The organism is Bradyrhizobium sp. ERR14 (assembly GCF_014198235.1).
In the GTDB taxonomy this organism is placed as follows: domain Bacteria; phylum Pseudomonadota; class Alphaproteobacteria; order Rhizobiales; family Xanthobacteraceae; genus Bradyrhizobium.
Window position 1 is genome coordinate 175,205 of record NZ_JACIHD010000010.1, and the last position, 26,315, is coordinate 201,519.

Annotated in this window: 22 protein-coding genes; 9 read left to right on the forward strand and 13 right to left on the reverse strand. The window is 64.3% G+C overall.

Translation table 11 applies throughout. From position 1 onward, the window contains the following. The 9 genes from GGD62_RS26070 to GGD62_RS26110 all read right to left on the reverse strand — a co-directional run bounded on the left by GGD62_RS26070 (position 1) and on the right by GGD62_RS26110 (position 9,474). The gene (locus GGD62_RS26070; RefSeq protein ID WP_179736942.1) at positions 1 to 1,092 is read right to left on the reverse strand and encodes a chemotaxis response regulator protein-glutamate methylesterase; all 1,092 of its coding nucleotides are present in this window, start codon (positions 1,090 to 1,092) and stop codon (positions 1 to 3) included. Between the two features lie 16 nt (positions 1,093 to 1,108). Then, a complete protein-coding gene (locus GGD62_RS26075; RefSeq protein ID WP_028142306.1) occupies positions 1,109 to 1,963 on the reverse strand; it encodes a protein-glutamate O-methyltransferase CheR in 855 nt (284 codons plus the stop codon). Positions 1,964 to 2,099: 136 nt separating this feature from the next. Further along, positions 2,100 to 3,905, reverse strand: coding sequence for a methyl-accepting chemotaxis protein (locus GGD62_RS26080; RefSeq protein WP_183710951.1), 1,806 nt, complete (start codon positions 3,903 to 3,905; stop codon positions 2,100 to 2,102). Between the two features lie 61 nt (positions 3,906 to 3,966). After that, on the reverse strand, positions 3,967 to 4,455 hold the full coding sequence (locus tag GGD62_RS26085) for a chemotaxis protein CheW (protein ID WP_038949575.1): 489 nt from the start codon (positions 4,453 to 4,455) through the stop codon (positions 3,967 to 3,969). 62 nt (positions 4,456 to 4,517) lie between these two features. Further along, entirely contained in the window at positions 4,518 to 6,215 is a 1,698-nt protein-coding gene (locus GGD62_RS26090) for a methyl-accepting chemotaxis protein (RefSeq protein ID WP_183237533.1), read from the reverse strand. Between the two features lie 37 nt (positions 6,216 to 6,252). Then, on the reverse strand, positions 6,253 to 6,714 hold the full coding sequence (locus tag GGD62_RS26095; protein ID WP_177237422.1) for a chemotaxis protein CheW: 462 nt from the start codon (positions 6,712 to 6,714) through the stop codon (positions 6,253 to 6,255). Next, entirely contained in the window at positions 6,714 to 8,789 is a 2,076-nt protein-coding gene (locus tag GGD62_RS26100; protein WP_183710953.1) for a chemotaxis protein CheA, read from the reverse strand. The genes GGD62_RS26095 and GGD62_RS26100 overlap by 1 nt, the downstream gene beginning before the upstream one ends. Then, on the reverse strand, positions 8,786 to 9,151 hold the full coding sequence (locus GGD62_RS26105; protein ID WP_018317043.1) for a response regulator: 366 nt from the start codon (positions 9,149 to 9,151) through the stop codon (positions 8,786 to 8,788). Before GGD62_RS26105 ends, GGD62_RS26100 begins: the two co-directional genes overlap by 4 nt. Continuing rightward, positions 9,151 to 9,474, reverse strand: a complete 324-nt coding sequence (locus GGD62_RS26110; protein ID WP_183710956.1) for a lipid asymmetry maintenance protein MlaB — start codon at positions 9,472 to 9,474, stop codon at positions 9,151 to 9,153. Before GGD62_RS26110 ends, GGD62_RS26105 begins: the two co-directional genes overlap by 1 nt. Before the next feature lie 271 nt (positions 9,475 to 9,745). On the opposite strand from GGD62_RS26110, the gene GGD62_RS26115 reads away from it, so the two are divergent. From GGD62_RS26115 to GGD62_RS26125, 3 genes are all read left to right on the forward strand, one after another. Next, complete coding sequence (locus GGD62_RS26115) at positions 9,746 to 10,867, forward strand: HD domain-containing phosphohydrolase (protein ID WP_183710958.1); 1,122 nt, start codon at positions 9,746 to 9,748, stop codon at positions 10,865 to 10,867. A 186-nt stretch (positions 10,868 to 11,053) separates the two neighbouring features. Further along, positions 11,054 to 11,722, forward strand: coding sequence for a hypothetical protein (locus tag GGD62_RS26120; RefSeq protein WP_183237524.1), 669 nt, complete (start codon positions 11,054 to 11,056; stop codon positions 11,720 to 11,722). A 20-nt stretch (positions 11,723 to 11,742) separates the two neighbouring features. Continuing rightward, the gene (locus tag GGD62_RS26125; protein WP_183710960.1) at positions 11,743 to 13,893 is read left to right on the forward strand and encodes an adenylate/guanylate cyclase domain-containing protein; all 2,151 of its coding nucleotides are present in this window, start codon (positions 11,743 to 11,745) and stop codon (positions 13,891 to 13,893) included. Between the two features lie 26 nt (positions 13,894 to 13,919). Here GGD62_RS26125 and pobA read toward each other — a convergent pair whose 3' ends face one another. After that, positions 13,920 to 15,092, reverse strand: coding sequence for a 4-hydroxybenzoate 3-monooxygenase (gene pobA / locus GGD62_RS26130; protein ID WP_183710962.1), 1,173 nt, complete (start codon positions 15,090 to 15,092; stop codon positions 13,920 to 13,922). 50 nt (positions 15,093 to 15,142) lie between these two features. Here pobA and GGD62_RS26135 point away from each other — a divergent pair, with 50 nt between their 5' ends. Both GGD62_RS26135 and GGD62_RS26140 read left to right on the forward strand, forming a co-directional pair. After that, positions 15,143 to 16,048, forward strand: coding sequence for a helix-turn-helix domain-containing protein (locus GGD62_RS26135; RefSeq protein WP_183710964.1), 906 nt, complete (start codon positions 15,143 to 15,145; stop codon positions 16,046 to 16,048). A gap of 355 nt (positions 16,049 to 16,403) precedes the next feature. Next, a complete protein-coding gene (locus GGD62_RS26140; RefSeq protein WP_183710966.1) occupies positions 16,404 to 17,015 on the forward strand; it encodes an NYN domain-containing protein in 612 nt (203 codons plus the stop codon). A gap of 24 nt (positions 17,016 to 17,039) precedes the next feature. On the opposite strand, the gene pcaG is transcribed toward GGD62_RS26140, so the two are convergent. Both pcaG and pcaH read right to left on the reverse strand, forming a co-directional pair. Then, positions 17,040 to 17,666, reverse strand: coding sequence for a protocatechuate 3,4-dioxygenase subunit alpha (gene pcaG / locus GGD62_RS26145; protein ID WP_183710968.1), 627 nt, complete (start codon positions 17,664 to 17,666; stop codon positions 17,040 to 17,042). A 3-nt stretch (positions 17,667 to 17,669) separates the two neighbouring features. Next, entirely contained in the window at positions 17,670 to 18,458 is a 789-nt protein-coding gene (pcaH, locus tag GGD62_RS26150) for a protocatechuate 3,4-dioxygenase subunit beta (protein ID WP_018317034.1), read from the reverse strand. 103 nt (positions 18,459 to 18,561) lie between these two features. On the opposite strand from pcaH, the gene GGD62_RS26155 reads away from it, so the two are divergent. The 4 genes from GGD62_RS26155 (at position 18,562) to GGD62_RS26170 (ending at position 25,399) form a co-directional block, all read left to right on the forward strand. Continuing rightward, positions 18,562 to 19,482, forward strand: coding sequence for a LysR family transcriptional regulator (locus tag GGD62_RS26155; protein ID WP_018317033.1), 921 nt, complete (start codon positions 18,562 to 18,564; stop codon positions 19,480 to 19,482). An 89-nt stretch (positions 19,483 to 19,571) separates the two neighbouring features. After that, positions 19,572 to 20,876, forward strand: a complete 1,305-nt coding sequence (gene pncB, locus GGD62_RS26160; protein ID WP_018317032.1) for a nicotinate phosphoribosyltransferase — start codon at positions 19,572 to 19,574, stop codon at positions 20,874 to 20,876. A 249-nt stretch (positions 20,877 to 21,125) separates the two neighbouring features. After that, entirely contained in the window at positions 21,126 to 22,439 is a 1,314-nt protein-coding gene (locus GGD62_RS26165; RefSeq protein WP_183710970.1) for a GGDEF domain-containing protein, read from the forward strand. 293 nt (positions 22,440 to 22,732) lie between these two features. Further along, entirely contained in the window at positions 22,733 to 25,399 is a 2,667-nt protein-coding gene (locus GGD62_RS26170; RefSeq protein WP_312014296.1) for an autotransporter domain-containing protein, read from the forward strand. 13 nt (positions 25,400 to 25,412) lie between these two features. Here GGD62_RS26170 and GGD62_RS26175 read toward each other — a convergent pair whose 3' ends face one another. After that, positions 25,413 to 26,045: a TetR/AcrR family transcriptional regulator gene (locus tag GGD62_RS26175; RefSeq protein ID WP_026201775.1), complete on the reverse strand. Its 633-nt coding sequence runs from the start codon at positions 26,043 to 26,045 to the stop codon at positions 25,413 to 25,415. Positions 26,046 to 26,315 lie beyond the last annotated feature (270 nt).

A 26,315-nucleotide genomic window follows, 5' to 3' on the forward strand; every position in this document is an offset into this window, starting at 1 on the left:
TCAACCCGCCACCGCGGCGTGCCCGGCCTGATACCAGAGCATGATCTCGCGCGGGATGTGATGCAGCGAAACGACCTTCTCGACACCGCCATGGGCGATGGCTTCCTTGGGCATGCCGAACACCACGCAGCTCTCTTCGTCCTGCGCCCGCGTCGAGGCGCCGAGCTTGCGCATCTCCAGCATTCCGCGCGCGCCGTCGTCGCCCATGCCGGTCATGATGACGCCGAGCGCGTTGGCGCCGGCATGCTGGGCCGCCGAGCGAAACAACACGTCGACTGAGGGGCGATGCCGCGACACCGGCGGGCCGTCCTTGATCGCGATCTGGTAGCGCAGGCCGATGCGCTGGAGCAGCATGTGGCGGGCGCCGGGCGCGATATAGGCGCAGCCCGGCAGCACCGGCTCGCCGTCCTCGGCCTCCTTGACCCTGATCTGGCAGACGCCGTCGAGACGCTTGGCAAAGGCCGCGGTGAAGCCTGCCGGCATGTGCTGGACGATGACGATCGGCGGACAGTGCGGCGGCAGCATCTCGAGGACGTCATTGAGCGCTTCGGTCCCACCGGTCGATGCTCCGATGCAGACGATGCGCTCCGTCGTCGGCCGGACCCTGCCCTGCACCGGCGGCGGGATGATGGCGTCGGCGGTCAGCTTCTTCTCGATAGCCCGGCGTTCCGCACGCGGCCGCACCCGCGCGCGCGCAGCCGACTTCACCGCCTCGCGCAGCCGCGTCGAGCATTCGAGCAGCGCAAGGCGCGTGTCGATCTTCGGTTTCGGCACGATATCGACCGCGCCCGCCTCGAACGCCTCGAACATCACGTTCGAGCCCTCTTCGGTCAGCGAGGAGCAGATGATCACCGGGATCGGGCGTTGCGCCATGATCTTGCGCAGGAACGTCATGCCGTCCATCCGCGGCATTTCCAGGTCGAGGATCATGACATCGGGGATCTCGTCCTGGAGACGCTTCGCAGCCACGAACGGATCGGAGGCCGTTGCCATCACCTCGATATCAGGATCGTCGTTGAGGATCGTCTGCAGGATTTGGCGCACCGACGCCGAATCGTCCACGATCAGCACGCGAACCTTCTCCCTCGGCATCTTGGTTGCGCTCCGGCTAGACCTGGAAAATGGTTGGCTGAACCTGCTTCAGCCCGGGCACGGCACTGTGAATCATCGATTCCGAATGTCCAACCAGCAAATAGCCGCCCGGACGCAAATGGCTGCACAATTGCTCGACCACCTTGCGCTGGGTCTCGCGCTCGAAATAGATCAGGACGTTGCGGCAGAAGATGATGTCGACGTCACGATCGACCGGATAGGACTTGTCCATGAGGTTCATCCTCATGAAATGTGTCGCGCGCCGCAGCTCGGGTACGACCCGCACCTCACCGCGCGACTTGTCCCGCGACGTCGAGAAATATCGTTTCACGAATTGCTCCGGCACCGGGCCGAGCACGTCGCGCGTGTAGATCGCCGTCTTGGCGAGGCGCAGCACCGCGGTCGAGATATCGGTCCCGAGGATCCGGTACTGGAAGCGCGAGCCGTTCCGCGTCATGTCGTCCAGCACCATCGCGGTGGTGTAGGCCTCCATGCCGGTGGAGCTCGCCGAGCTCCAGATCTTCAGGTTCGCGTTCTTGCGTCCATGCGACTTGAGCAGGCCGGGGATCGCGACGTCGCGCATGAAGGTGAAGTGCTGCGGCTCGCGGAAGAAGTCGGTCTTGTTGGTCGTCACCACGTCGATGAGATGGGTGAGCTCGGTATCGAAATGATCCGCCTCGAACAGGTTCTCGACATATTCGTTGAGACCGGTAAAGTTGAGCGCGCGCACGCGCTTGTGCAGCCGCCCCTCCAGCATCAGCCGCTTGCCCTGCGGCAGCTTGATGCCGACCTGGCCCTCGATCAGTTCGGCGATGGTGCGGAAATGGCGGTCCGACAGATGCACGGCCGTGTCCTGTACGGCGGGCATCATGGCCGCCGGCCCCGGTCCGCGACGGCCACCTGCACTGAATGTCGGGCCGTACGGGCCATCTCGAATCCTACGGGTTTAAACAACCGATGAAAGAAGACCGGTCCACCGTCCCAGGGCAGACCGGCCTGCAAAAATCCTAGCGCTGAAAATCGGCGTCCCGATCATCCTCGCCGTCATGCATGTCGAACGCAAAGCCGCCGCCACCGGCAACCTTCACGGCGCGCGCCGGCCTGGCCTGCACGACCTTTTTCGCCGGACGCTCGGCAGCCGCCATGGTGGCCGCCTTGGCACGCAACTGGCTCACCGCCCGGTCGATCGGCGCCGGCGCCTGGCTCTTGGCGCCGTGCTCGATGCGGAAATAGGCGATGGTGGATTGAAGCTGTTCGGCCTGCGAAGCGAGCTCCTCCGAGGTCGAGGACACCTGCTCGGACGCGCTGGCGTTCTGCTGACCGACCTTGTCGAGCTGCTGGATCGCCTGGTTGATCTGGGCCGATCCGACGTCCTGCTCGCGGCAGGCCGCGGTGATCTCCTCGACGAGCTCGGCGGTCCTCTTGATGTCAGGGACGAGCTTGGAGAGCATCGCGCCGGCCTCCTGTGCCACCTTGACGGTGTCGGCCGAGAGCGTGCCGATCTCGGCCGCGGCAGCCTGGCTGCGCTCGGCGAGCTTGCGCACTTCGGAGGCGACCACCGCAAAGCCCTTGCCGTGCTCGCCGGCGCGCGCGGCCTCGACCGCGGCGTTGAGCGCGAGCAGATCGGTCTGCCGCGCGATCTCCTGAACGATCGTGATCTTCTCGGCGATGGTCTGCATCGCGTTGACGGCGCGGCCGACCGCGGCACCGCTGGCTTCGGCGTCCTTGGCCGACTGCGCGGCGATCTTCTCGGTCTGGTTGGCGTTGTCGGCATTCTGCTTCACGTTGGACGCCATCTCCTCCATCGAGGAGGAGGCTTCCTCCGCGGACGAGGCCTGCTCGGTCGCGCCCTGCGACAGCTGCTCGGCGCTCGCGGAGAGCTCTTGGCTGCCGGCCGAGACGTTCTGCGCCGCCGTCAGCGCTTCGGACACGATCTGGCGAAGCTTCTCCACCATGCGCTCGAGCGCAAGGCCCAGCGTGTCCTTGTCCGACAGCGGCTTGGCTTCGATCGTGAGGTTGCCCTGCGCGATCTCGTTGGCGACGGCCGCGGTGGCGTTCAGATTGGCGGTCATCGCGTTCAGGGATTTCACGAGATCGCCGATCTCGTCGTTGCTGGAAGCATCGATCTTGTGGCTGAGATCACCGATCGCGACGGCATCCGCCAGCCCGACCGCCTTGGCGAGGGACCGGCTGATATTGATCGAGATCCAGACTGCGCCAATCGCGGCAACGATGAGCGAGACGATGACGAGGACGATCAGAACCAACTGGGCACGGCGGCTGTCTTCGTTGGACTGCACAGCCTGCTCGGCCATCTGCCTCTTCGTATTGGCGACATAGGCTCCCATCGCCTCCGTCGCATCCGCAACCACCTTGCGCCCGTCACCCATCGAGCGCTCGGTTGCCTTGGTCTTATCGGTCTTTGCCAGCCTGATCGTCTCTTCCTGAAAGACGTTCATTCTGGCGTAGGCGCTGGCGAAGTTGTCGAGCAGCTTCTTGCCGCCTTCGCTGGCCATCGCATAGACCTCGTCCCTGATCTTCATGGCCTCATCGCGGAGCTTGGCCGCGTTCACCGCGAATTCCTCGGCCTCGCTTGCCGTTCCAAGAATTGCGTTCTTTTCCGCCCTGACCTGCTGCCAGATGATCTTTTCGACCTCGGCTGCTTTCTCCATCCGCTTGGCGCGAAGCACCATGGAATCTGCTGTCGCGGCCATGTCGGACAGCTTCATGTAGCTCACGGCGCCTGCTACCATGAACAGAAGAATGACGACGCCAAACGCGCTGGCGAGCTTGGCTTTGACGGTGAATCTCATTTTCAGTCTCGTTGGTTCGAATTGGGGTGCTTACGCGTGACCACGCTTCACTCTTGCAAACTCAGGCGGCGCGCGGCGCATCTGTAGCCGTGTCGCGGCCTTCCGGAACTTCGTCATTGGCCATCAGCTTGGCGAGATCGAAGATCACGACGAACTTCTCGCCCTTGCGGCCGATGCCGGCGGCATAGTCCGATTGCCATTTCCCGCCGACCTCTGGCACGGGCTCGATCGCCTGCTCGTCGATGTCCGTGACCTCGAACACGCAGTCGGCGACGAAGCCGACGCCGACCAGACGGTCCTTCATCGGCACATCGAGGATGATGATGCGGGTCGCCTCGGTGGCGGCCACGCTGGGCAGGCCGAGCTTGTTCCTGAGATCGACGATCGGATAGCCGCTGCCGCGCACGTCGATCATGCCGAGCAGAAAGTTCGGCGCGTGCGGAAGCCGCGAGATCGGCCGCATGTCGAGAATTTCCCGGACGTTGCGGATGCTGATGCCGAACGTCTCGCCGGCGAGCCCGAGCGTCAGATATTGCGAGGTTGCGGCCATGATGCAGTCCAGGATTCCCGGTTGGAAATGAGTACGGTCCGGCACAAGGCCGGACCGGTTGATCAGCGTTGGAACTCGGCGTCGCGGTCGTCTTCGCCGTCATTCATGTCGAAGGCGAAGCCGCCGCCACCGGCGACCTTCATCGCACGTGCCGGCTTGCGGGCAGGCACCGGCTTCTTCATGCCGCGGTCGGCGGCCGCCATGTGCGCAGCCTTGGCGCGGAGCTGACCGACGGCGCGGTCGATCGGCTCGGCCGCGGCCTTCTCCTTGCGCGTGGCATGCTCGATCCGGAAGAACGAGATGGTGGACTGCAGCTGCTCGGCTTGCGAGGCGAGCTCTTCCGAGGTCGACGACACCTGCTCGGAGGCGCTGGCGTTCTGCTGGCCGACCTTGTCGAGCTGCTGGATCGCCTGGTTGATCTGGGCCGAGCCGACGTCCTGCTCACGGCAGGCCGCGGTGATTTCCTGCACCAGCTCGGCGGTCTTCTTGATGTCGGGCACCAGCTTGGACAGCATCTGGCCGGCCTCCTGGGCGACCTTCACGCTCTCCGTGGACAGCGTCCCGATGTCGGCCGCGGCGGCCTGGCTGCGCTCGGCAAGCTTGCGGACCTCGGAGGCGACCACCGCAAAGCCCTTGCCGTGCTCGCCTGCGCGAGCGGCTTCCACGGCCGCATTGAGGGCGAGCAGGTCGGTCTGGCGTGCGATCTCCTGCACGATCGTGATCTTCTCGGCGATGGTCTGCATCGCCTCGACGGCACGGCCCACGGCGACACCGCTGGCTTCAGCGTCCTTGGCCGACTGCCCCGCAATCTTCTCGGTCTGGTTGGCGTTGTCGGCATTCTGTTTCACGTTCGAGGCCATCTCCTCCATCGAGGAGGAGGCTTCCTCGGCGGACGAAGCCTGCTCGGTCGCGCCTTGCGAGAGCTGCTCGGCGCTGGCGGACAGCTCCTGGCTTCCGGCGGAGACGTTCTGGGCCGCAGTGATCGCCTCGGCAACGATTTGCCGGAGCTTTTCGACCATTCCGTTCAGCGACCTGACGAGATCTCCGATCTCGTCGTTGCTCGCCGAGGGAATGGTCTGGCTGAGATCGCCCTCCGCGACCGCACCTGCAAGGCCAACCGCTCTTCCGAGCGAGCGGCTGATCGAGATGGAAATCCAGAGCGCAGCCCCGATCGCAACCGCCAGCGAGATGCCGATCAGCGTCATCAGCAGGAATTGGGCCTGGTGCCCCTCTGCCTTGGACTGGACGGCCTGCTCAGCCATCTGCTTCTTCGTGTTGGCGACATAGGCGCCCATGGATTCCATCGCGTCTGCGACGACCTTGCGGCCGTCACCCATCGAGCGCTCCATGGCCTTCGGCTTGTCGGTCTTCGCCAGCCGGATCGTTTCTTCCTGGTAGGTATTCATCTTGGCGTATGTGGCTGCAAAGCTGTCGAGCAGCTTCCTGCCGTTCTCGCTCGCCAGCGCGTAGACCTCATCCCTGGTCTTCATCGCTTCCTCGCGAAGCCTGGCGGCATCGGCGGCAAACTGTTCGGCCTGAGCCTCCGTACCGAGCACCGAGTTCTTCTCGGCGCGCAGCTGAAGCAGGATGTCCTTTTCGATCTGCGTCGCCTTTTCCATGCGGTTTGCGCGCAGAACCATGCTGTCGGCGGTCGCCATCATGTCGCCGAGCTTCATGTAAGCCACGCCGCCCGCAATCCCGGACAGGACGATGATCACGCCGAACGCACTGGCAAGCTTTGCCTTGACGGTAAATCTCATTTCCAGCCCCTACCCCGGTCTCGCCCGAGACCTCATCTCAATTTAGAATGCGTTCCATGTTCGGAACGATGACGAACTCTTCGCGCCACTTCGCGATGAAGCGGATGAACTCCGGCTTCCAGTGCATGCCGACGCGCGGCGTCTGCTGCACGTCGGTCTGGGAGATCTCCGTGACCTCGTAGACCTTGTCGGCGGTGACGCCGACCAGAACCGGCTCGCCATCGAGCTCGAGCTCGATGACCACGATGCGCGTATCGGCCGAATCCTCGAGCTGCGGCATGCCGAAGCGGATGCGCAGGTCGGCGAGCGGAATGACGTTGCCGCGCACGTTGATCACGCTGGGAACGAAGGCGCGCGCGCCTGCCACCTTCGTCACGGGGACGGGATCGATGATCTCGCGCACGAGGCCGGCGTCGAGCGCGAACTTCTCCTCGCCAAGGCCGATCATCACGACCTGCATCGCGTCAGCCTGCCGTTCGCCGGCCAAACTATCGTTCATCACGCCGCCTCGCTGATATGCTGCTTCTCGACCTTCGACTGCGCCAACGCGACGAGCTGCGCGACGTCGAGGATCAATGCCGCCGTGCCATCGCCCAGGATGGTCGCGCCCGAGAACATCGTGACATCCGAATGCAGCTTTGAGAGCGACTTGATCACGGTCTGGTGGTTGCCGATGATCTGGTCGGCGACGAGACCGACGTGAGTCTCGCCGGTCGAGATGATGATCGTCTTCTGATGACGGTCGGGCGTGCCCGATGCCGTCATAATCTCGCGCAGCCGGAGGAAGGGCACCAGATTGCCGCGCACGTTGAGGAAATTGCGACCGCGCGAGCGCTCGTCCTCGGCGGTCAGCTCGATGCATTCCTCGACCGCGGACAGCGGAATGATGTAGCGACCCTCGCCGACGCGGATCAGAAGACCTTCGATGATCGCCAGAGTCAGCGGCAGGCGCAGCGTCACCGTGGTGCCCTGGCCCGGCCGGGTCGACAGGTCGATCGAGCCACGCATGTTCTCGATGGTACGCTTGACCACGTCCATGCCGACGCCGCGGCCTGATAGCGCCGAGATGGTCTGCGCAGTCGAGAAGCCGGGATGGAACAGGAACTGATGGACCTCGTGATCGGTGAGCACGGCGCCAGTCGCGATCAGCCCCTGCTCTTCGGCTTTCGCACGGATGCGCGCGGTGTTGAGGCCACCGCCATTGTCCTTCACGGTGACGAGCACCTGCGCACCGGAATGGACGGCGGCGAGCTCGATACGGCCCTGCTCGGTCTTGCCATTGGCAGCGCGCGTGGCGGTGTCTTCGATGCCGTGGTCGACGGCATTACGGATCAGATGCACCAGCGGATCTGCCAGGCACTCGATCATTGTCTTGTCGAGTTCGGTATCTTCGCCCGAGGTGACGAATTCGACGGGCTTGGACAGATCCCGCGACAGATCATGCACGAGGCGGCGGAAGCGACCGAACAGCGATCCGATCGGCACCATGCGCGCACCCATCGTGGTATCGCGCAAGGAGGAGGCGAGGCGCTCGATCTCCTCGGCGATCATCTTGATCGAGAGATCGGAGCCGGAGGCGGCTAGCTGGGTCAGCCGCGCCTGGGCGATGACGAGCTCGCCAACGCGGTCCATCAGCTCGTCGAGACGCTCGGCCTGGACGCGGACGGTGGCAATGCCGCGATCGTCGCGCTTGGCCTCGAGCTTCGGTTCAGACTTTGATTCGGATTTCGGCTCCGCCTTTGCGACCGCCTGCTGGGCGACGGGCGCCGCAGCAGCCTCGACCGGCGGCGCAGGCATTTCGGCCACCGGGGCCAGCTCCTCGTCGAGCAGCTGGAACAGCGGTGCCGGCGCAGGCGCTTCGACATGCTCCAAAGGCGACAGCGTCAGCTTCATCTCGTCCTGGACGAACATGAAGACGTCGTCGATCGCATCCTTGTCGCAGGCCGCGTGCAGCTTGACGTCCCACTTCAGATAGCAGTCTTCCGGCTCCATCTCGTCGAGGAACGGGACGCCGTCGGTAACGGGCACGACGAAGCAGGGGCCGAGCTTGCAGAGGTCTTCCAGCAGGTCGAGCGGGTTCGAGCCGTTGCGCAGGATATGGGTTTCGAATTCTAGATAAAGGTGCCAGCCGGCCTGCTTGGTCCCGGCGGGAGCCAGCGGCGGGGCTTCGGCAATCTCCATCACCGCTGCAACAGGCTGGTCGGCCGAGACGAAGCGCTTGAGGTCGTCGAGGATGGCCTCGCCGATGATGTCGTCGGTCGACTGGGGATCTTCGATCAACGCGCGGATGTAGTCCTTGGCGGCGAGCGCGACCGAGATCAGCTCCTGGGTCGGCTTGATCTCGCCCTTTCGGACGCGGTCGAAGGCGGTCTCGAATTCGTGGGTGAAGGAGGCGACCTTGTCGAAGCCGAACATGGCGCCCGAGCCTTTGATCGTATGCAGGGCGCGGAAGGCGGAATCGACCAGTTCGCGGTCGTCGGGACGCTGGCCGAGATCGAGCAAGGCCCCTTCAAGAACTTCGAAGAGCTCGCTGGCTTCCTGACGAAAGACCTCGGTCGGGTCCATTGCGCTCATGCGCGCACCAGCTTGCCGACCACGGCGAGCAACTGCTCAGGCTTGAACGGTTTGGTGATCCAGCCGGTGGCGCCGGCGCTCTTGGCTTCCTGCTTCACCGTGTCGTTGGATTCGGTCGTCAGGAACACGATGGGCATGCCGACCGCACTCGGCAGCTTGCGCAGCGCCCGGATCAGCTCCAGCCCGTTCATGACGGGCATGTTGAGGTCGGTGATCACGAGATCGAGCTTGCCGGCCTGCGCCTTGGCGAGCCCTTGCGCACCGTCGCCGGCCTCGATCACGCTGTGACCGGCCGGCTCGAGCACCACCTTGATCATTTGCCGGATGCTGGGGGAATCGTCGACGGTCAGAATCGTGGCCATTAGGTGCCATCTTTCTTTTGCGGGAAATGCTGATCGATCATCGCCTCGCTGGTGAAGCCGGCGCGGCGAAGGGTGTTGCGAAGAGACTGTGAGAATGAGGTCAGCACCACCGGGCGGCCCTGAGCCTGGCCCGTCTTGGCTGTCGACAGCAGAAGCTGGATCGAGGTCACGTCGGCCTTGTCGACGCTCGAACAGTCGATCTCGAGCCGCTCCTGGCGGCCGAACGCCTCGCGAATGAGCTCATAGACATTGCGGATGGCCGCGATGCTGCAATCGGCGGGCAACCGCAACGACCACTTTGGCTCCGAGGGATTGAGCGCCAACGCTGCCCCGCCTTTGCTAAAATTCCACTACTCGTTTGACGCGAATCCGGTGAGCAAACTCCTAACGCGGGCATCCGTACAACTACGGGTCACATTCTCGCGGAATTCGCGCAACTGCATGCAGACGTGTACAACCTCCTGAAATCTTTCATGCGCGGCGCGCATATCCGCGGCGCGGGTGCTCCCGTACAGCGCATTTGCTTCGCGTTAAATTCGCTCGGGCTATGGCTTGGGTTCGTGTCTTTGCCAGCGAAGAGAGCCCCGGCCGCCGATGCTGACCCAAGCGCTTCTGGTTGACGACAGCCGTTCCGTCCTCAACTTCCTGAAACGTCACATCGAGGCCGAAGGCCTGGTCGAGGCCACGACCTTCCTCGATCCCGTGGAAGCGTTGACTTGCGCGCGCGAACGCGGCTTCGATCTCGTGCTGGTCGACTACGAGATGCCGCACATGGACGGCATCAGCTTCATCCGCACCTTCCGTGCCCTGCCCGGCTGTGCCGACATCCCGATCGCGATGATCACGTCGCGGCAGACCGATGACGTCAAGATGGAAGCGCTGCAGGCCGGTGCAACCGACTTCCTGCCCAAGCAGCCGCAAAGCGTCGAGATGACGGTGCGCCTGCGGAATTTGATTCAGCTTGGTGCAGCCGTACGCAAGCTCAACGATCGTGCGGCGCATCTGGCCAGCGAAGTCGCAGCCGCGACGCGAAAGCTCGGCGAACGCGAGGAGGAGATCATCCTGCGGCTCGCACTCGCGGTCGAATATCGTGACAACGACACCGGCGAACACACGCTGCGAGTTGCCCGGTACAGCCGCATCATCGCCGAGCAGCTCGGACTGCCGGCCCGGCTTTGTCGCGACATTTATCTGGCCGCGCCCCTGCATGACGTCGGCAAGGTCGCCATTCCCGACAACATTCTGCTCAAGCCCGGCAGGCTGACCGACGATGAGATGGCGGTGATCCGCACCCATGCAACGATCGGCGAGCGGATCCTGGCGAACTCCGGCTGCGAGCTGATCCAGCTCGGTGCGCAAATTGCCGCAGGCCATCACGAACGCTGGGACGGTGCGGGCTATCCAAACGGTCTGAGGGCAGACGAGATCCCGGTCGCCGCGCGCGTGGTCGCGGTCGCCGACGTCTTCGACGCGCTGACGACGCGACGACCATATAAAGAGCCGATGCCGATCGAGCTGGCTCGCGGCTATTTGGTCGAGAACCAGGGCCGCCAGTTCGATCCGGCCTGCGTCGAGGCTTTCTTGTCGCGCTGGGACGAGGTGGTCGAGATCGCCGGTGAGCGGGCAACGCCATTTCACAAGGCCGAGGCTCCGCTCCCTCCGGCCATGGAGGCACCGGCCGAGGGCCGTTCGCCTGAGGTTGTCCCGGCCAGCTGATTTCGCCGTCGGGCCAACAGCTTGGCATCTTCCTTCGTCGGCGATGGCCGGCTTGAACCACTTCCTGCTAGAGTGCACCAATAATCAAAGAGTGATTCTGGTCACACTTGCCTGGGCGCCCCGATGCTAAAAATCGCGCCGGGACGGGGACCAGCAAAGTATCGGTCGAATTGAATGAGAATAGTCATGAGAAGCCTGATCGGCGCTGTTGTCGGCGCGTTCTGTACTGCGGCCCCTGCCTTGGCAGAGACGCCGGCCGCGATCGTCGAGGATGTGCAAGGCAAGGTCGATGGCGTCGAGTTCATGGACTATGTCGCCGCGGGCAAGATCATCAAGCTCGGGCCCAAGGCCAGCATTACGCTCAGCTATCTCAAATCCTGCCTGCGCGAGACCATCAGCGAGGGCGTCGTGCTGATCGGCGCCGAGCAGAGCACCGTGCAGCTCGGCGACGTGCAGCGCGCCAAGGTGCCCTGTGACACCAAGGCGGCGCAGCTCTCCGAACGCGAGGCGAACCAGAGTGCGGCGACCACGTTCCGGACCATGCGGTCCGATGCCAAGAGCGCTCCGTCCAAGCTGCCGACGATTTACGGCGTCGCGCCCCTGATCCAGGCCAAGAGCGGCAGCACGCTGGTGATCGAGCGCACCGACGGCAAGGAACCCACGATCAGCGTGCCGCTCAAGAACGACATCATGATCCGCGGCAAATTCTATGACTTTGCCAAGGCCGGGAAGTCGCTGACCCCAGGCGGCAGCTATCTCGCAAGCCTCGGGGCCAAGCGTTACACCTTCCAGGTCGATGCCAGCGCGACCGCCTCGCCAACCCCGATCATCGGCCGCCTGCTGCGGCTCGAATAAGCAGACCTAGCGACCGGGCGATGCGGCGGATCGGGGGACGGGACATCGTTGCGGCGACCCTGATTGCGCTCGTGACGGGCGCGATCTTCACGTCGCCGCCGCTTCAGACCCTGCAAGGCCTTTCGCTCGACATCCTCATGGCGATGCGCGGGAGGCTTCTCGGCGACAGCCGCGACATCGCGACATCGCCGGTCGTCGTCGTGGCGATCGACAGTGAAACCTACGACACGCCACCGTTCAAGGGATCGCCGACGCAGACCTGGACGCGCGAGATCGGCCGGGTGCTCGGCAGCGTCACCGAAGGCGGCGCCAAGGTGATCGGCTTCGACGTCATCTTTCCGAGCTCGATCGAGCAATCGGAGATTCCTTTTGGCGACACCGCCGTTGGCGGCCGCATGAAGGGATTCGATCGGGATTACCTGATCGCGCTCCGGCAAATCTCCGACAGCGGCAAATTGGTGCTCGGCGAAATCCTGAGCAATGACCATCCGGAAGTGCCCTATCGCGCCCAGCAAGTCGCCGTGCGCAACACCGTGCGGGCGCTCAATGTCCACACCGACCACGACGACGTCATCCGACGGATGCCGCTGAGCTTTGCCATCGAGGGCCGGCCGGTCCCCGCGATGGCGGTCGAGCTCACTGCGCGCGCGACGGGCGCAAAGCCCGAGATTGCGCCCTCTGGCGCGACCGAATTGTCCGGCTATGCGATCCCAAGTGCCGTGCCGAATACAATGACGCTCAACTTCCGAGGGCTGGGACGCGACATCCCGACCTTCTCCTTCGTCGATCTGCGCGCCTGCGTCGAAAAGGGTGACCGCGACTTTTTTCGCCGCGCTTTCGGCGGCAAGGTCGTGCTGCTCGGTACGGTCCTGAATTTCGAGGACCGCAAGCTCACTTCGATGCGCCTCTCCGGCGGGTATGACGGCACGCCGGCGGCACGATGTGCCCTGCCCGCGCCGGCAAGCACTGTGCAAAGGTCTCGCAGCGACGTCGCCGGTGTGTTCGTGCACGCCACCGCGGTCCGAAATCTGATCGAGCGCGATGCCGTGACCGAGCTCGGCTTCCCAATGCGGACCATTCTCACGATCGCGTTCGCGGCGATCATCGCCTGTGCGGCCTGCCTGCTCGCACCGAGTGGCGCGCTGCTCACGTGGTCCGCTCTCACCGTCGTTTATGCAGCCATAGCCGTCAGCGCGTTCGTCCATGCCTTGGCGCTGCCGCTGACGGAGCCGGCACTCGCCAGCCTTGCCGCGCTCGCGATCATGATCGGCTACCGATTCATGCTGGCCGATCGCGACGAACGCTTCCTGCGCAAGAGCTTTGCCTTCTACCTCGCGCCCGAGGTCATCGAGACCATGGTCACCTCCGGCAAGATGCCGGCGCTCGGCGGCGAGATGCGCAACGTCACCATGTTCTTCTCCGACCTCAGCGGTTTCTCGTCCATTGCCGAGACCATGACGCCGGGAGAACTGGTGACGCTGATGAACGAATATCTGTCCGCCATGACGGATATCATCGAAGGCCATGGCGGTTACGTCGACAAATATATCGGCGATTCCATCGTCGCGATGTTCGGCGCGCCGGCCGACGATCCCGCACATGCCGCCAACGCCGTTCGCGCTGCGCTGAAGTGCCATGAGAAGCTCGCGGAGCTCAATGCGGGCAATCCCGTCTTCGCCGGTCACGGCCTGTCGCATCGCATCGGGCTCAACAGCGGCGAAGCCGTGGTCGGCAATATCGGTTCGCGCCGCCGCTTCAACTACACCGTGATGAGCGACACCGTGAACGTCGCCTCGCGGCTCGAGGGCGCCAACAAATATTACGGTACCGCGATCATGGCCTCGGAGACGACCATGACGCAGAGCGGCGACGCCTTTGCCTGGCGTGAGCTGGATGCGATCAGGGTGCTGGGGCGCGGCGAAGCCATCAGGGTGTTCGAGCCGCTGGCGGAGAAAGGCGCGGAAGGCGCCGAGCAGGCGAAGGTCGCCGCAGCTTATGCTGAAGGACTGGCGCGCTGGCGCGCGCGGCATTTCGCGAAGGCGGCTGATGCCTTCGGGCAGATGGCGGAGACTGATCCGGCGTCAGCGCTGTTTGCGAAGCGCGCGACGGCATTCACCGCGAATCCACCGCCGCCAGATTGGACCCCGGTCAATACGCTGGAAGGGAAGTAGCGACGTCAGCGCCAGACGCTCCGCGCCTAAAACGGCAGTCCCACGTAATTCTCCGCGAGCAGGCGCTGCGCCGTCTCGGACGAGAGCAGATAGTCCAATTCCGTCTGCTGAAGCCGGTCCTCGTATTCGAGCCGGTCGGGGAAGCGGTGCAAGAGCATCGTCATCCACCAGGAGAAGCGCTGCGCCTTCCAGATCCGCGCGAGCGCCTTGGCGGAATAGCCGGCAAGCCCGGAATCATCGCCGCGCTGATAATGCGCGAGCAGGGCGTGATAGAGATAGTAGATGTCGGACGCCGCGCTATTCAGCCCGCGCGCGCCCGTCGGCGGCACGATGTGAGCGGCATCGCCGGCGAGGAACAGGCGGCCATAGCTCATCGGCTCGGCGACGAAGCTGCGCAAGGGCGCGATGCTCTTCTCGGTCGACGGCCCCGTGATCAGCTTGCCGGCGACCTCCTCCGGCAAGCGGCGCTTCAGCTCGGCCCAGAACGCATCGTCGCTCCAATCCTCGACCTTATCGGTCAGCGGCACCTGGACGTAGTAGCGGCTCAGCACCTGCGAGCGGAGCGAACAGAGCGCAAAGCCGCGTTCGTGCTTCACATAGATCAGCTCGGGCGACACCGGCTTTGTGCGCGACAGCACCCCCAGCCAGCCGAACGGATAGACCTTCTCATATTCGCGCAGCACATCCATCGGGATCGACTTGCGGCTGACGCCGTGGAAGCCGTCGGCTCCGACGATATAGTCGCAATCGACGCGGACGGTCTCACCGTTCGCTCGATAGGTCACGTAGGGGCGGTCCGATGTCAGATCATGCGGCGTCACGTCCTGCGCATTGTGCACGACCTTGCCGCCGAGGCGGTCCCGCGCCTCATAGAGATCGCGCGTCAGCTCGGTCTGGCCGTAGACCAGCACCGAACTGCCGCCGGAATGCTTGTGCAGATCGATCTTGGACAGCACGCCGTCATGGGCGATCTCGAAACCGGTGTGGATCTCGCCCTCGCGATCCATCCGCTCGCCGCACTGTGCCTCGCGCATCAGCTCGGCGAAGCCATGCTCGAGCACGCCGGCGCGGATGCGAGCGAGCACATGGTCGCGGCTGTATTTCTCGAGCACGACCGCGTCGATGCCCTTGAGGTGCAGCAGCTGGGATAACAACAGCCCGGACGGCCCGCCGCCGATGATACAGACCTGAACCTTCATTTTCGCGTCCTCCCGTCGGCACTTTTTTGCAGATTTGGCGGCGCAGACCGATGGAGGGTTTCGCCATTGTCTTGTACTATTCGAACATGAGAAGCGCGCTCCCTGCCCCGGCGATCCGGGTCTACAATTTGTTCGGCGAGTCCGGCGATCTGCCTGATGTCGTGCATTGCGAGACCATTGCGTCCCGCTCAGTGCTGCACGACTGGACCCTCGCCGTGCACCGTCATGCCCGGCTGCACCAGGTGCTGCTGATCGAGCGCGGCGGCGGCGAGGCGACGCTCGACGGGCGCGTGGTGCCGTTGAAACCGATGCAGATCGTCAACGTGCCGGTCGGTCACGTCCACGGCTTCCGCTTCGTGCCGGATACGCAAGGGTGGGTGCTGACCATCGCCGCGGAGATTCTGGATGAGGCGCTGCTTGCCGTTGAGGGTCTGCGCGGTGCACTGGCCCGCTCAGCCGTGGTGCGCGGAACGCCGCAGATCCGCGCCACCATGAAGCAGATCTTCGCCGAACACGCCGCGCGCGATTTCGGCCGCGCGCATGTGCTGCGGGCGTTGTCGTCGGCCATGATCGGGCTGGTGGCCCGCGCGCTCATGAGCGAGAGCGGCGGCAACGGCACGGTCGAATCCAGCCTGTTCCGCCGTTTCGAGGCGCTGCTAGAGCAGCATCACCTGGAACGCTGGAGCGTCGCGGACTATGCCGAGGCGCTGGCGGTGACGCCGACACATCTCAACCGGATCACGCGGGCGGCGACCGGCGATACCGCCTCGCACCTCATCCTCAACCGGCTGATCCGCGAGGCGCGGCGCAACCTCGTCTACACCAATTTGCCGATCTCGACGATTGCCTACACGCTCGGCTTCGAGGATCCCGCCTATTTCAGCCGGGTCTATGCCGCAGCCACGGGAGTGTCGCCGCGCGCCTTCCGCGCGCAGCTGCATGGTGATGAAATTTGACACGTCGGACGAAAGACCGAGCGCGCCCATGGATGAAGGCGACATTGCCGCAATGGCCGCCTTTGCTGCCGGTGCAGCCACTTACCTTCGTATATCGGGCCCTATCCTTTGCATAGAAGCCCCTTACCTCAGTACAATTGAGCAGGGCCTGCTCGCGCCTTAGCGTGGCTGCATTCGGCGCCCTGGCGCTGGTGGCATGGAACCTCCCTTACCTTGGCGCAAGACGGCCACCCCTGTCCGGTCGTCTGCGCCGCTTTTTCAGCAAGCCATCGGCGCCTTCAGTATTTTCCGGCCGACATACCGTACCCTGACAGCTGATCGGCCAGCTTTCGTGTGGACTGGAGATTTGAGCACAATGTCTTCGATTGAGAAGATCGCACTCTTTATCGATGGCTCCAATCTCCATGCCACCTCCAAGGCGCTCGGCTTCGACATCGATTACAGGCGTCTGCTCGGCGAATTCCAAAGCCGGGGTGTGCTGTTGCGGGCCTTCTACTACACGACCCTCATTGAGAATCAGGAGTATTCGTCGATCCGCCCGTTGATCGATTGGCTCGACTATAACGGATACACCGTCGTCACCAAGCTCACCAAGGAGTTCGTCGACGCCACCACGGGCCGCCGCAAGGTGAAGGGCAGCATGGACGTCGATCTCGCCGTAAGTGCGATGGAGCTCGCCAAGCACGTCGATCAGATCGTGCTGTTCTCGGGCGACGGGGATTTTCGTTCGCTGGTGGAAGCCCTGCAACGCCGCGGCGTCCGCGTGACGGTCGTCTCCACACTCTCCACTCAGCCACCCATGGTCGCCGACGACCTGCGCCGGCAGGCCGATGTATTCATTGACCTGGCAGAACTGAGACAAAAAGTGGGGCGCGATCCGGTCGACCGGCCGGGATCGCGCGAAATGCGTCAGTCGCCGCAATTCCCCGCGCGCGGAGCGATCAATCGCGGCGATCCGGTGGAGTGATCCTGCCGGACGGCGGCCCAATCCTCACACGTCGAAGAACACCGTCTCCTCCGGCCCCTGCAGATTGATCGTGAAGGAATACACGACCTTGCCGCCGCGCTCGCTGCGCTTGGCGACCAGCGTCGAGCGCCGGGACGGCTGTTCGATCAGGTTGAGCACGGGGTCGGCGGCGTTGGCGGTCTCTTCATCCGAGAAATAGAGCCGCGTGTTGAGGCCGATATTGATGCCGCGCGCGACGATCCAGACATTGATGTGCGGCGCACATGTCCGGCCCGCCTCGTCGACGATCGCGCCCGGCTTGATGGTCTCGAAGGTCACGAGGCCGCTCTCGAAGTCGGAGCCGGCGCGGCCCCAGCCGCGAAACTCCTGCTCCAGCGCGCCGGCCGAGCGATCGGCCGGATGGTTGTAGCGGCCGTTCGCATTGGCCTGCCAGATCTCCAGCAGCACGTCGCGCAGCGGCGTACCGGTGCCGTCGAGCACCTTACCTTCCAGCGTGATGCGCTCGCCCTCTGTATTCGGCGTTGTCAGGACATTCGAGAAGTTCTTCTCGAAGATGTCGAAGCCGGCCATCGCCGGGATCAAGCCGATATGGACGTAGGGCCCGGCCGTCTGCGAGGCGGTTTCCTTGAGATAGTTGAGCGGCTGCGGCATGGCTCAGTTCCCCGCGGTGCGGTTTTCAAAATAGGTGGAGCGCTGGCCGCGCAGGACGATGTCGAAGCGGTAGGCCAGCGAGTCGAACGGCGCCGAGGCGTTGAGGTCGAGCGGCGCCACGAGGCGGTCGAGCGCATCCTGGTCCGGAATCGTCGTCAGGATCGGACAGACCGGGATCAGCGGATCGCCCTCGAAATACATCTGCGTGATCAGCCGCTGCGCAAAGCCCGAACCGAATACCGAGAAATGGATGTGGGCGGGACGCCAGCTATTGACGTAGTTGCGCCAGGGATAGGGCCCCGGCTTCACGGTGCGGAAATAATAGTAACCGGTGTCGTCGGTGAGCGCGCGGCCGCAGCCGCCGAAATTCGGGTCGACCGGCGCCAGATAGGTGTCCTTCTTGTGCCGGTAGCGGCCGCCGGCGTTGGCCTGCCAGAACTCGACCAGGGTGTTCGGAACGCCGCGGCCGGTCTCGTCCAGCACGCGGCCGTGGACGATGATGCGCTCGCCGACGGGATCGCCGTCCTTGGCGTAGTTACGGATCAGATCATTGTCGAGCGGACCGAGATCGTTGTGGCCGAACACCGGCCCCGTGATCTCCGAGACCGAGCCCTCCAGCGACAGCAGCGACTGCCGCGGCGAGCGAAGCACCGAGGATTTGTAACCGGGCGCATGCGCGGGCGGATGGATCGAACGATCGCGCTGGAAGAAGCCGCCATCACCAAGCGGCGGCGTCAGGGGCTCGGGGCGGTTGAGGCGGGGATCCCGCAAGGCTGGCGCCTGGGCATTCATCGTGTCTCTCTCCCTGGGGCGCCCGGGGTCCGGACGCGCGGCTTATCGGGAGATCATGGGCCGGTCTATTCCGCAGATAAATAGATTGATTATAATATATTGCATGAAGGAAATCGATCATTTGGCCCTCGACGGCCACGCCCTCGAGCTGTTCCTTGCGGTGCTGGAGGAAGGCTCGGTCACGGCGGCCGCCACCCGGCTCGGCCTGACGCAGTCCGCCGTCAGCCACGCCCTGAACAAGCTGCGGCGGATCGCGGGCGATCCCCTGTTCGCCAAGTCCGGCCGCGGCATCGTCGCAACCGCGCATGCGCAAGCGTTGGCCGCAAAGGCGCGCGCACTGATCGACGAGATGCGAAGCTTTGCCGGCGGCGTCAGCTTCGAGCCGCCGCGCGCGCAGCTTTCGTTGACGATCGCGGCCAATGACTTCCAGCGCGATCTGCTGCTGCCCCGGTTCTTCGATCATGTCGCCGGCCAGGTGAAGAGCCTGAATTTGCGCGTGATCCCCTCGCAGTCGCCCTCCCCCGCGATGCTGCGTGAGAACCGCTGCGATCTCCTGATCACGCCGCTGCCGCCGTCCGGCATCGACATCGTGCAGAAGCGCCTGCTGAGGGATCATTACGTCTGTTATTTCGATGCCAAGGCGCGTACTGCGCCGGCCAGCCGCAGCACCTATCTCGCCGCGCGCCACATCACCGTCGTCTATACCGACAATGAGAGGCTCGATTTCGACCGCCGGCTGGCGGCCAACGGTCTTCACCGCGACATCGCGATCTCGGTCCCGAGCTTTTCCGGCGTGCCGTCCTTCCTGCGTGGCTCGCAAATGCTGGCGAGCATGCCGAGCCTGCTCGCATCCGGCGTGATGCGCGGCTTCGCGCAAACGCGGATACCGCTGGCGTCCCGCACGCGGACGCTGGCCGAGCTGCCGATGTTCATGGTCTGGCACCAGCGCTATCAGAAAGATCCGGCTCATCGTTGGGTCAGGAGCCAGCTCGAGACGGTCGCAGCGACGGCCGCCAAGGCTTGATAAGGCCTGATCGCCGATACCGCCTTTCGGAAGACCACCCTTCGCCAAACCCACTGGTTGCGCGCGGGCCGCCGCGCTAAAATCCCCCCATGACAGTGACCGATATTGCGAGCCGGACCTACAATCACAGCTGGCGGCTGGACCCCATCATCCGCAGCCTGCTTGATACCGACTTCTACAAGCTATTGATGTTGCAAATGATTCGGGAAGACTACCCGGATCAGCAGGTGACCTTCTCGGTCATCAACCGCTCGCGCCATGTCCGGCTTGCCGAGATCATCGACGAAGGCGAGCTGCGCGCCCAGCTCGACCATGCCCGCACCATCCGCTTCACCAAGAAGGAGCTGATCTGGCTGGCGGGTAACACCTTCTACGGCAAGACCCACATGTTCTCGGCGGACTTCATCCGCTGGCTGGCCGAATTCCGCCTCCCCGAGTATGAGCTGCGCAAGGTCGAGGGCCAGTACGAATTGCATTTCCACGGACCGTGGACCCACACCACGATGTGGGAGATCCCGGCGCTCGCGATCCTCAACGAGCTGCGCTCGCGCGCGGCGACGAAGGGCCGCGGCCGCTTCGAGCTGGACGTGCTCTATGCCCGCGCCAAGGCCAAGCTGTGGACCAAGGTGGAGCGGCTGCGCAAGCTGGAGAATCTGCGCCTGTCCGACTTCGGCACACGTCGGCGTCACGGCTTCCTCTGGCAGCGCTGGTGCGTGGAGGCGGTGAAGGAAGGCCTGGGTCCGTCCTTCATCGGCACCTCCAACGTGCTGCTCGCGATGGACAACGATCTCGAAGCCATCGGCACCAATGCGCATGAGCTGCCGATGGTCGCCGCGGCACTCGCCAGGGACGACGAGGAGTTGCGCTGGGCGCCCTATCGCATTCTCGACCAGTGGCGCCAGACTTACGGCGGCAATTTGCTGATCGCGCTGCCCGACGCCTTCGGCACCAAGGCCTTCCTGCGCGATGCGCCGGAATGGGTCGCGGACTGGACCGGCTTCCGCCCCGACAGCGCGCCGCCGATCCAGGCCGGCGAGGAGATCGTCGCCTGGTGGGAAAGGAAGGGGCGCAATCCCAAGGACAAGCTGCTCGTCTTTTCGGATGCCATGGATGTCGGCTCGATCGAGGAGACCTATCACCACTTCGCCGGCCGGGTGCGGCTCTCCTTCGGCTGGGGCACCAACCTCACCAACGACTTCGTCGGCTGCCCGCCGGACGGCTCGTTCAATCTCGATCCGATCTCGCTGGTCTGCAAGGTGTCGTCGGTCGATGGCCATCCGGCCGTCAAGCTCTCCGACAATCCGGAGAAGGCGACCGGCATGCCCTCGGAGATCGAGCGTTATTTGCGCGTGTTCGGCGACGCCGGCCGCGTCCGCAAGCCGGTGCTGGTCTAACGGCACCGACGAAACTCTCTCGATCGGGTAAACCGCGCACGACGAATGCGAGGCATTCGTTCGTCGATGCGGCGCCTTGTCCTATTTACCGGCATTTGAAGCGATCTGCGCATATCGGCTTCACAGCGGTTTCACCCTGCGATGCAGTCTCCCGCGCCTTTCAGGCCGAGTTAAGCAACCATATCCTCTACTTGGCGTTGCAGGCGCAGCGCTCCGCTGGGGGTCATTGCGCGATTTGGGGAACGCAGGGTGTTTCGCAGAACAGCGACGTCGACGAAGGGACACAGCTTCCTTCATGTCATCAAGCTCGTATCGCCTTTCGTGATGGTCGTCGTGCTCCAGGCGGCGATCGCGGGATTCAGTCTCGAGGTGATGTCGTCGGTCCGCGCCTATATCGCGGGCGAAGCGATGTGGTCGCGCTCGCAGAAGAACGCCGTCTATTTCCTCAATCTCTATTTGCATTCGGGCGATGCCAGCCAGTTCACGCAATACCAGGCCTCGCTTGCCGTTCCCATCGGTGACGAGTTCGCGCGCTGGGCACTCGAGCGTGATCCGGTCGACGTCGAGGCCGCCCGCATCGGCTTCCTGCAAGGCGGCAACCATCCCGACGACGTGCCGGGACTGATCTGGCTGTTCCGCTACTTCAACCGCGTCAGCTTCCTTCAGGACGCGATCCGCGAGTGGGCTGCCACCGATCCGATGCTGCTGGAGCTGAGCGTGTTCGGCGAGGTCATCCGGTCCGAGCTCGCGAAGGGACCCATTCAGGACGAGGACCGCCTGCAAGTCCTGTCATCGCGGCTCTCCGAGCTCAACGCCCAATTCACGGTCCATGCCAAACGGTTCTCCACGGTGCTCGGCGAAGGCTCCCGCGCCATCAAGCTGACGCTGACCGGCATCAACATCGCCACCGCCGCGGCGCTGATCCTGCTCCTGATCTGGCACACCAGGCGCTTGGTGCTGCAGCGACAGTCCTTCGAAGACGCTCTGCATGCCGAGAAGGAACGCCTGGCGTGGCAGGCATCGCACGACTGGCTGACGGGCCTCGCCAACCGGCGCGCCTTCGAGGCACGCCTGCAAAGCGAGCTGGACAACGTTGCGGCCGGTCCGCTCGGACTGATCCTGCTCGACCTCGACCAGTTCAAGAGCGTCAACGACGGCTGCGGTCATCTCGCCGGCGACCGCCTGCTCTGCCAGATCTCGAACCTGCTGCAACGGGATCGGCGGCCGCATGACCTGGTGGCCCGGCTCGGCGGCGACGAATTCGGCCTGATCCTGCCGCAGTGCTCGCCTGCGAACGCGGTCGACATCGCCGAACGGCTGCGGCGATCGCTCGAGCTGTTCAACTTCGCCTGGGACGATCGCTGCTTTGCGGTGACCGCCAGCGTCGGCGTCGCCTGCATCGCGGATCGCAACATCACGCTCGAGGATGCAATGCGGCGCGCCGATGCGGCCTGCTACCGCGCCAAAGAAAAGGGACGCAACCGCGTTCAGGTCGATGGCGGGCGACCGGACGTCGTCGTGGTCGCGCCTTGGCACCGCGAAGCCGCCGCCGCGCAAGGCTGATTGCCGCCCGCGCATCATTTCAATTCGACGGTCGGCCGACATTGCGATCGGGTTGAGTTCGCCTCAGACCGATCCGATGACGTCTCGGTCCACTCTGGCGCGCCGGACAGTGCAGTGATACGGCGCAGTTGTGACGCCGCGGCCACATGGCTTTGAAAAAGCGCCGCTCTTCGCATTCGGACACATCACGTTGCGCGCCGGGCCACGATGGCCGGCGTCTCCTTCTCTAAGCATGGCCCTGCCCGATATTTGCGGCGCGATTCCACGGGTTGCGCCGCAGAAGGAGTTTGGAAGTGCCTCGGAATCGTCTACCAGCCCCCCGCAATAAGGTCCGTTCGAACCTGCCCCGGCGGCGCACGCTATTTCTGGGCACCGCGATCGGTGCCCTCGCCGCAAGCGGTCCGCTACCGTGGTTCATCACGCCGGCGCAAGCGGTGTGTGTGGTGACCGGAGCCGGCACGCTGACGACGCTTCAGTCGGGTGATTCAATCACCTGCGTCGGGAATAACACCCAGATCAAGACATTCCCCGTAGTCAACGGCGTCACCATCAACATCGGCGACGGCACCACCGCGACCACGGTGAACGACCCCACTTTTGCGAGCATTGTGCTTCAAACAGCATCCAACAGCTCGATCAGGGTCTTCAACAACGCCTCGGTCGGGTCAGCCAACAGCGACGGCATCATCGTATCAGGCGGAGCCAACAATGCAATCACCGTGGATGCGGGTGCCGCAGTTGGGTCACCGGTCCTCGGCTCGACGGCGCTCAGTCTGTCCGGTTCGAGCAACAACACCATCGTGATCGGAGGGACGGTTGGAAGCGGGACTGCCGGAAGCGCCGGCATCGGCATATTCGCCGGCTCGGCGAGCAATCAGGTGACCATCCTGTCGAGCGGCCTCGTCCAGGGCAACGGCCCGGCGGCCTTCGAGCTCAACGGCGCGGCAGACGGCAACACCATCAACAACGCCGGCACGATATCGAATGCCTCGGGCACCGCGATCATCGGCTCGAACAGTCAGGACATCATCATCAACGCCGGCACGATCGTCCACAACATCGTCAGCACGGCCGTCGACCTCAAGGGCGGCAACGACGTCTTCGAGCTCCGCGCGGGATCGAACATCACGGGCTGGGTCGTGGGTGGTAGCGGAATGGACACGTTGCGCCTGGGCGGAACCGCCAACGCGGCGTTCGACCTCGGCACATTCGGTGCGGCCGGCCAGTTCAAGGACTTCGAGATGATGCAGAAAACCGGCAGCTCCACCTGGACGCTGACGGGTTCGACGACGGACGCAGCGACCATGAATGTCCAGGCCGGCAGCCTCGTCGTCGATGGCGGGATGCCCAACGTTGCGATGACGATCAGCGGCGGCACCCTCGCCGGAAACGGCGCCATCGGCGATCTCACCGTGCTCTCGGGCGGCACGGTCGCACCCGGCAATCTCGGTTCTCTCACGAGCTACGGCAATACCACGTTCAACGCGGGCTCGACCTACGCGATCTCCGTCAACGGGGCCGGACAATCCGACAAGATTGCTGCCTCGACCGCGACGCTGAACGGCGGCACCGTCGCTGTCACCACGCTTGCGGGCGCCTACGGCCCCTCGACGAAATATACCATCCTCAGCGCGCCGAACGGCCTGACCGGGACGTTTTCCGGTGTGACGATTAGCGGATACAATCCGCAGTTCTTCTCCTCTGCCCTTGGCTATGACGGATTCTCTGTCTTCCTGACACTCAACTACAACGCGACAGCCTTCTCTACCGTCGCCCAGACGCAGAACCAGAAGGCCGTGGCCGGCGCGCTGAGCTCGTTCGGCGCCAATTTGCCTTTCCTGTCCTCGTTCGCGGGCCAGAGCGATGCACAGCTCCGTTACAATCTGGATCAGCTCTCGGGCGAGGCTGCGACCGGCGCGCAACAGGGCGCCTTCCAGTTCACGGGCCAATTCCTCGGCCTCATGCTCGATCCGTTCGTGAGCGGACGCGGCGGCCCGGCTACGGGCGCAGGCGATACGGCATTCGGCTTCAGCCCCGAACGTGCCGCGCTGCCTGCGGATATCGCCCTCGCCTACAACAAGGTTTTGGGTGCGCCGTCTGCGAAAGCAGTGCCCTTTGCGGAGCGCTGGACGGCCTGGGGCACGGCATTCGGCGGCACCAACCGGACCAGCGGCGACCCGGTCGTGATCGGCAGCCATGATTTGGGCGCGCGCGCGGGCGGCTTTGCTGCCGGCGCCGATTATCATGTCAGCCGCGATGCACTGGTCGGCTTCGCGCTTTCGGGCGGCGCTACCAAATGGGACCTCGCGCAGGCAATCGGCGGCGGCAGGAGTGATGCCATGCAGGCCGGTGTCTACACCGCCGCGCGTACGGGGCCAGCCTATTTCGCCGCATCCCTCGCCGTGGCCAATCACTGGATGTCGACGGATCGCTTCGCCCCCTTTGGCAACCGGCTGACCGCGAAGTTCGACGCACAAACCGTCGGCGGCCGCATCGAGGGCGGCTACCGCTTCGCAACGCCGCTCGGCGGCATCACGCCATACGCAGCGGCGCAGGCACAGGTCTTCCGCACGCCGACCTACACCGAGACCGACCTCGGCGCCGGCGGCTTCGGCCTGACCTATCGGGGGCGTACGGCCTCCGACACGCGCAGCGAACTCGGCGCGCGCTTCGATCGCGCCACGCTGGTCGCACCGAACGCGGTCCTGACGTTGCGCGGCCGCGCGGCCTGGGCCCATGATTGGGTGAGCGATCCGACGCTCGTCGCCGCATTCCAGGCGCTGCCCGGCGCGAGCTTCATCGTGCAAGGCGCGACGCCGGCAAAGGACGCCGCGCTTGCATCGGCCGGGGCCGAGCTGAAGTTTACGAACGGTGTTGCGTTGTCGACCAAGTTCGACGGCGAGTTCGCGGCCCGCAGCACCACCTATTCCGGCACCGCGAGCCTGCGATACGCCTGGTAGCACCGGCGCCCGATCAAGACTTCCGCGCGCCGACCGGCAGAATGCCGAGGCCGGCGAGATGGGCGTCGACGAACTGTTCGATCTGCTGACGCAGCATCTGCGGCGGCACGGCCACCATGCGCTCCTCGAGACCGAGCGAGATGATTCCGTGCACGGCAGAAAACAAGGTGCGCGACAACAGCGCGATCTTCACGTCATCCGCATCCGGTAGCAGCCGCACCAGGGGTGGGTGCATCAGCGCAAATGCATCCATCACCATCTGCAGGATGTCGTCGGGATAAGGACGGTCGTCCTCCATCCGATGCTCGAACAGCGAGCGCAGCAGATTGGCGTGCTCCGCGAAGAATTCGAGATAGGTCTCGGCAAGCCCGTAGAGCTGGCGAACGGGATCTTCGGCCGGAACCCCGCGAAGCCGGGCCGTGAGCGCCTGAACGGTCTCCCGATTGACGGTCAGGATGACCCCGTCGAAGTCGCCGAACTCGTTGTAGACGCTGCCAACGGAGCAGCCGGCGGCCTCGGCAACGTCCCGAACCTTCAACGATCTCAATCCTTTAGTCGCGATAATCCCCCGCGCGATCTCCAGGATCTGGAGCCGTCGCCGATTTTTTTTCTGATCCCGCAACGATTCTTCTTGAACATTGTTCATTTTCGAGCTACTCATGTGAACATTGTTCAAATTAACCTGGAGACGACCAAAATGCAAACCCTCGCTGTTGATATCGCCGCCACCTTCGTCGACGACGCCACCGCCCTCGTGACCGGCCTTGGCCGCGCCCTGCTGCGGTTCGCCATGACGCCGATCGATCGCATCGCAAATGCCTGCGACATTGCCGGCGTGCTGACAGAACGCCGGGCGACCTTCCGGATGTGGCGGGCGAGCCGCGCGCGTGCCCGTCAGGACGGCCGCCGGATCAGC

What these genes read in the sequence shown, in the direction of transcription:
- GGD62_RS26070 (WP_179736942.1), bottom strand. Translation starts at nt 1,092, where the DNA reads ATGCCGAGGGAGAAGGTTCGCGTGCTGATCGTGGACGATTCGGCGTCG.
- GGD62_RS26075 (WP_028142306.1), bottom strand. Translation starts at nt 1,963, where the DNA reads ATGATGCCCGCCGTACAGGACACGGCCGTGCATCTGTCGGACCGCCAT.
- GGD62_RS26080 (WP_183710951.1), bottom strand. Translation starts at nt 3,905, where the DNA reads ATGAGATTCACCGTCAAAGCCAAGCTCGCCAGCGCGTTTGGCGTCGTC.
- GGD62_RS26085 (WP_038949575.1), bottom strand. Translation starts at nt 4,455, where the DNA reads ATGGCCGCAACCTCGCAATATCTGACGCTCGGGCTCGCCGGCGAGACG.
- GGD62_RS26090 (WP_183237533.1), bottom strand. Translation starts at nt 6,215, where the DNA reads ATGAGATTTACCGTCAAGGCAAAGCTTGCCAGTGCGTTCGGCGTGATC.
- GGD62_RS26095 (WP_177237422.1), bottom strand. Translation starts at nt 6,714, where the DNA reads ATGAACGATAGTTTGGCCGGCGAACGGCAGGCTGACGCGATGCAGGTC.
- GGD62_RS26100 (WP_183710953.1), bottom strand. Translation starts at nt 8,789, where the DNA reads ATGAGCGCAATGGACCCGACCGAGGTCTTTCGTCAGGAAGCCAGCGAG.
- GGD62_RS26105 (WP_018317043.1), bottom strand. Translation starts at nt 9,151, where the DNA reads ATGGCCACGATTCTGACCGTCGACGATTCCCCCAGCATCCGGCAAATG.
- GGD62_RS26115 (WP_183710958.1), top strand. Translation starts at nt 9,746, where the DNA reads ATGCTGACCCAAGCGCTTCTGGTTGACGACAGCCGTTCCGTCCTCAAC.
- GGD62_RS26120 (WP_183237524.1), top strand. Translation starts at nt 11,054, where the DNA reads ATGAGAAGCCTGATCGGCGCTGTTGTCGGCGCGTTCTGTACTGCGGCC.
- GGD62_RS26125 (WP_183710960.1), top strand. Translation starts at nt 11,743, where the DNA reads ATGCGGCGGATCGGGGGACGGGACATCGTTGCGGCGACCCTGATTGCG.
- pobA (WP_183710962.1), bottom strand. Translation starts at nt 15,092, where the DNA reads ATGAAGGTTCAGGTCTGTATCATCGGCGGCGGGCCGTCCGGGCTGTTG.
- GGD62_RS26135 (WP_183710964.1), top strand. Translation starts at nt 15,143, where the DNA reads ATGGAGGGTTTCGCCATTGTCTTGTACTATTCGAACATGAGAAGCGCG.
- GGD62_RS26140 (WP_183710966.1), top strand. Translation starts at nt 16,404, where the DNA reads ATGTCTTCGATTGAGAAGATCGCACTCTTTATCGATGGCTCCAATCTC.
- pcaG (WP_183710968.1), bottom strand. Translation starts at nt 17,666, where the DNA reads ATGCCGCAGCCGCTCAACTATCTCAAGGAAACCGCCTCGCAGACGGCC.
- pcaH (WP_018317034.1), bottom strand. Translation starts at nt 18,458, where the DNA reads ATGAATGCCCAGGCGCCAGCCTTGCGGGATCCCCGCCTCAACCGCCCC.
- GGD62_RS26155 (WP_018317033.1), top strand. Translation starts at nt 18,562, where the DNA reads ATGAAGGAAATCGATCATTTGGCCCTCGACGGCCACGCCCTCGAGCTG.
- pncB (WP_018317032.1), top strand. Translation starts at nt 19,572, where the DNA reads ATGACAGTGACCGATATTGCGAGCCGGACCTACAATCACAGCTGGCGG.
- GGD62_RS26175 (WP_026201775.1), bottom strand. Translation starts at nt 26,045, where the DNA reads ATGAACAATGTTCAAGAAGAATCGTTGCGGGATCAGAAAAAAAATCGG.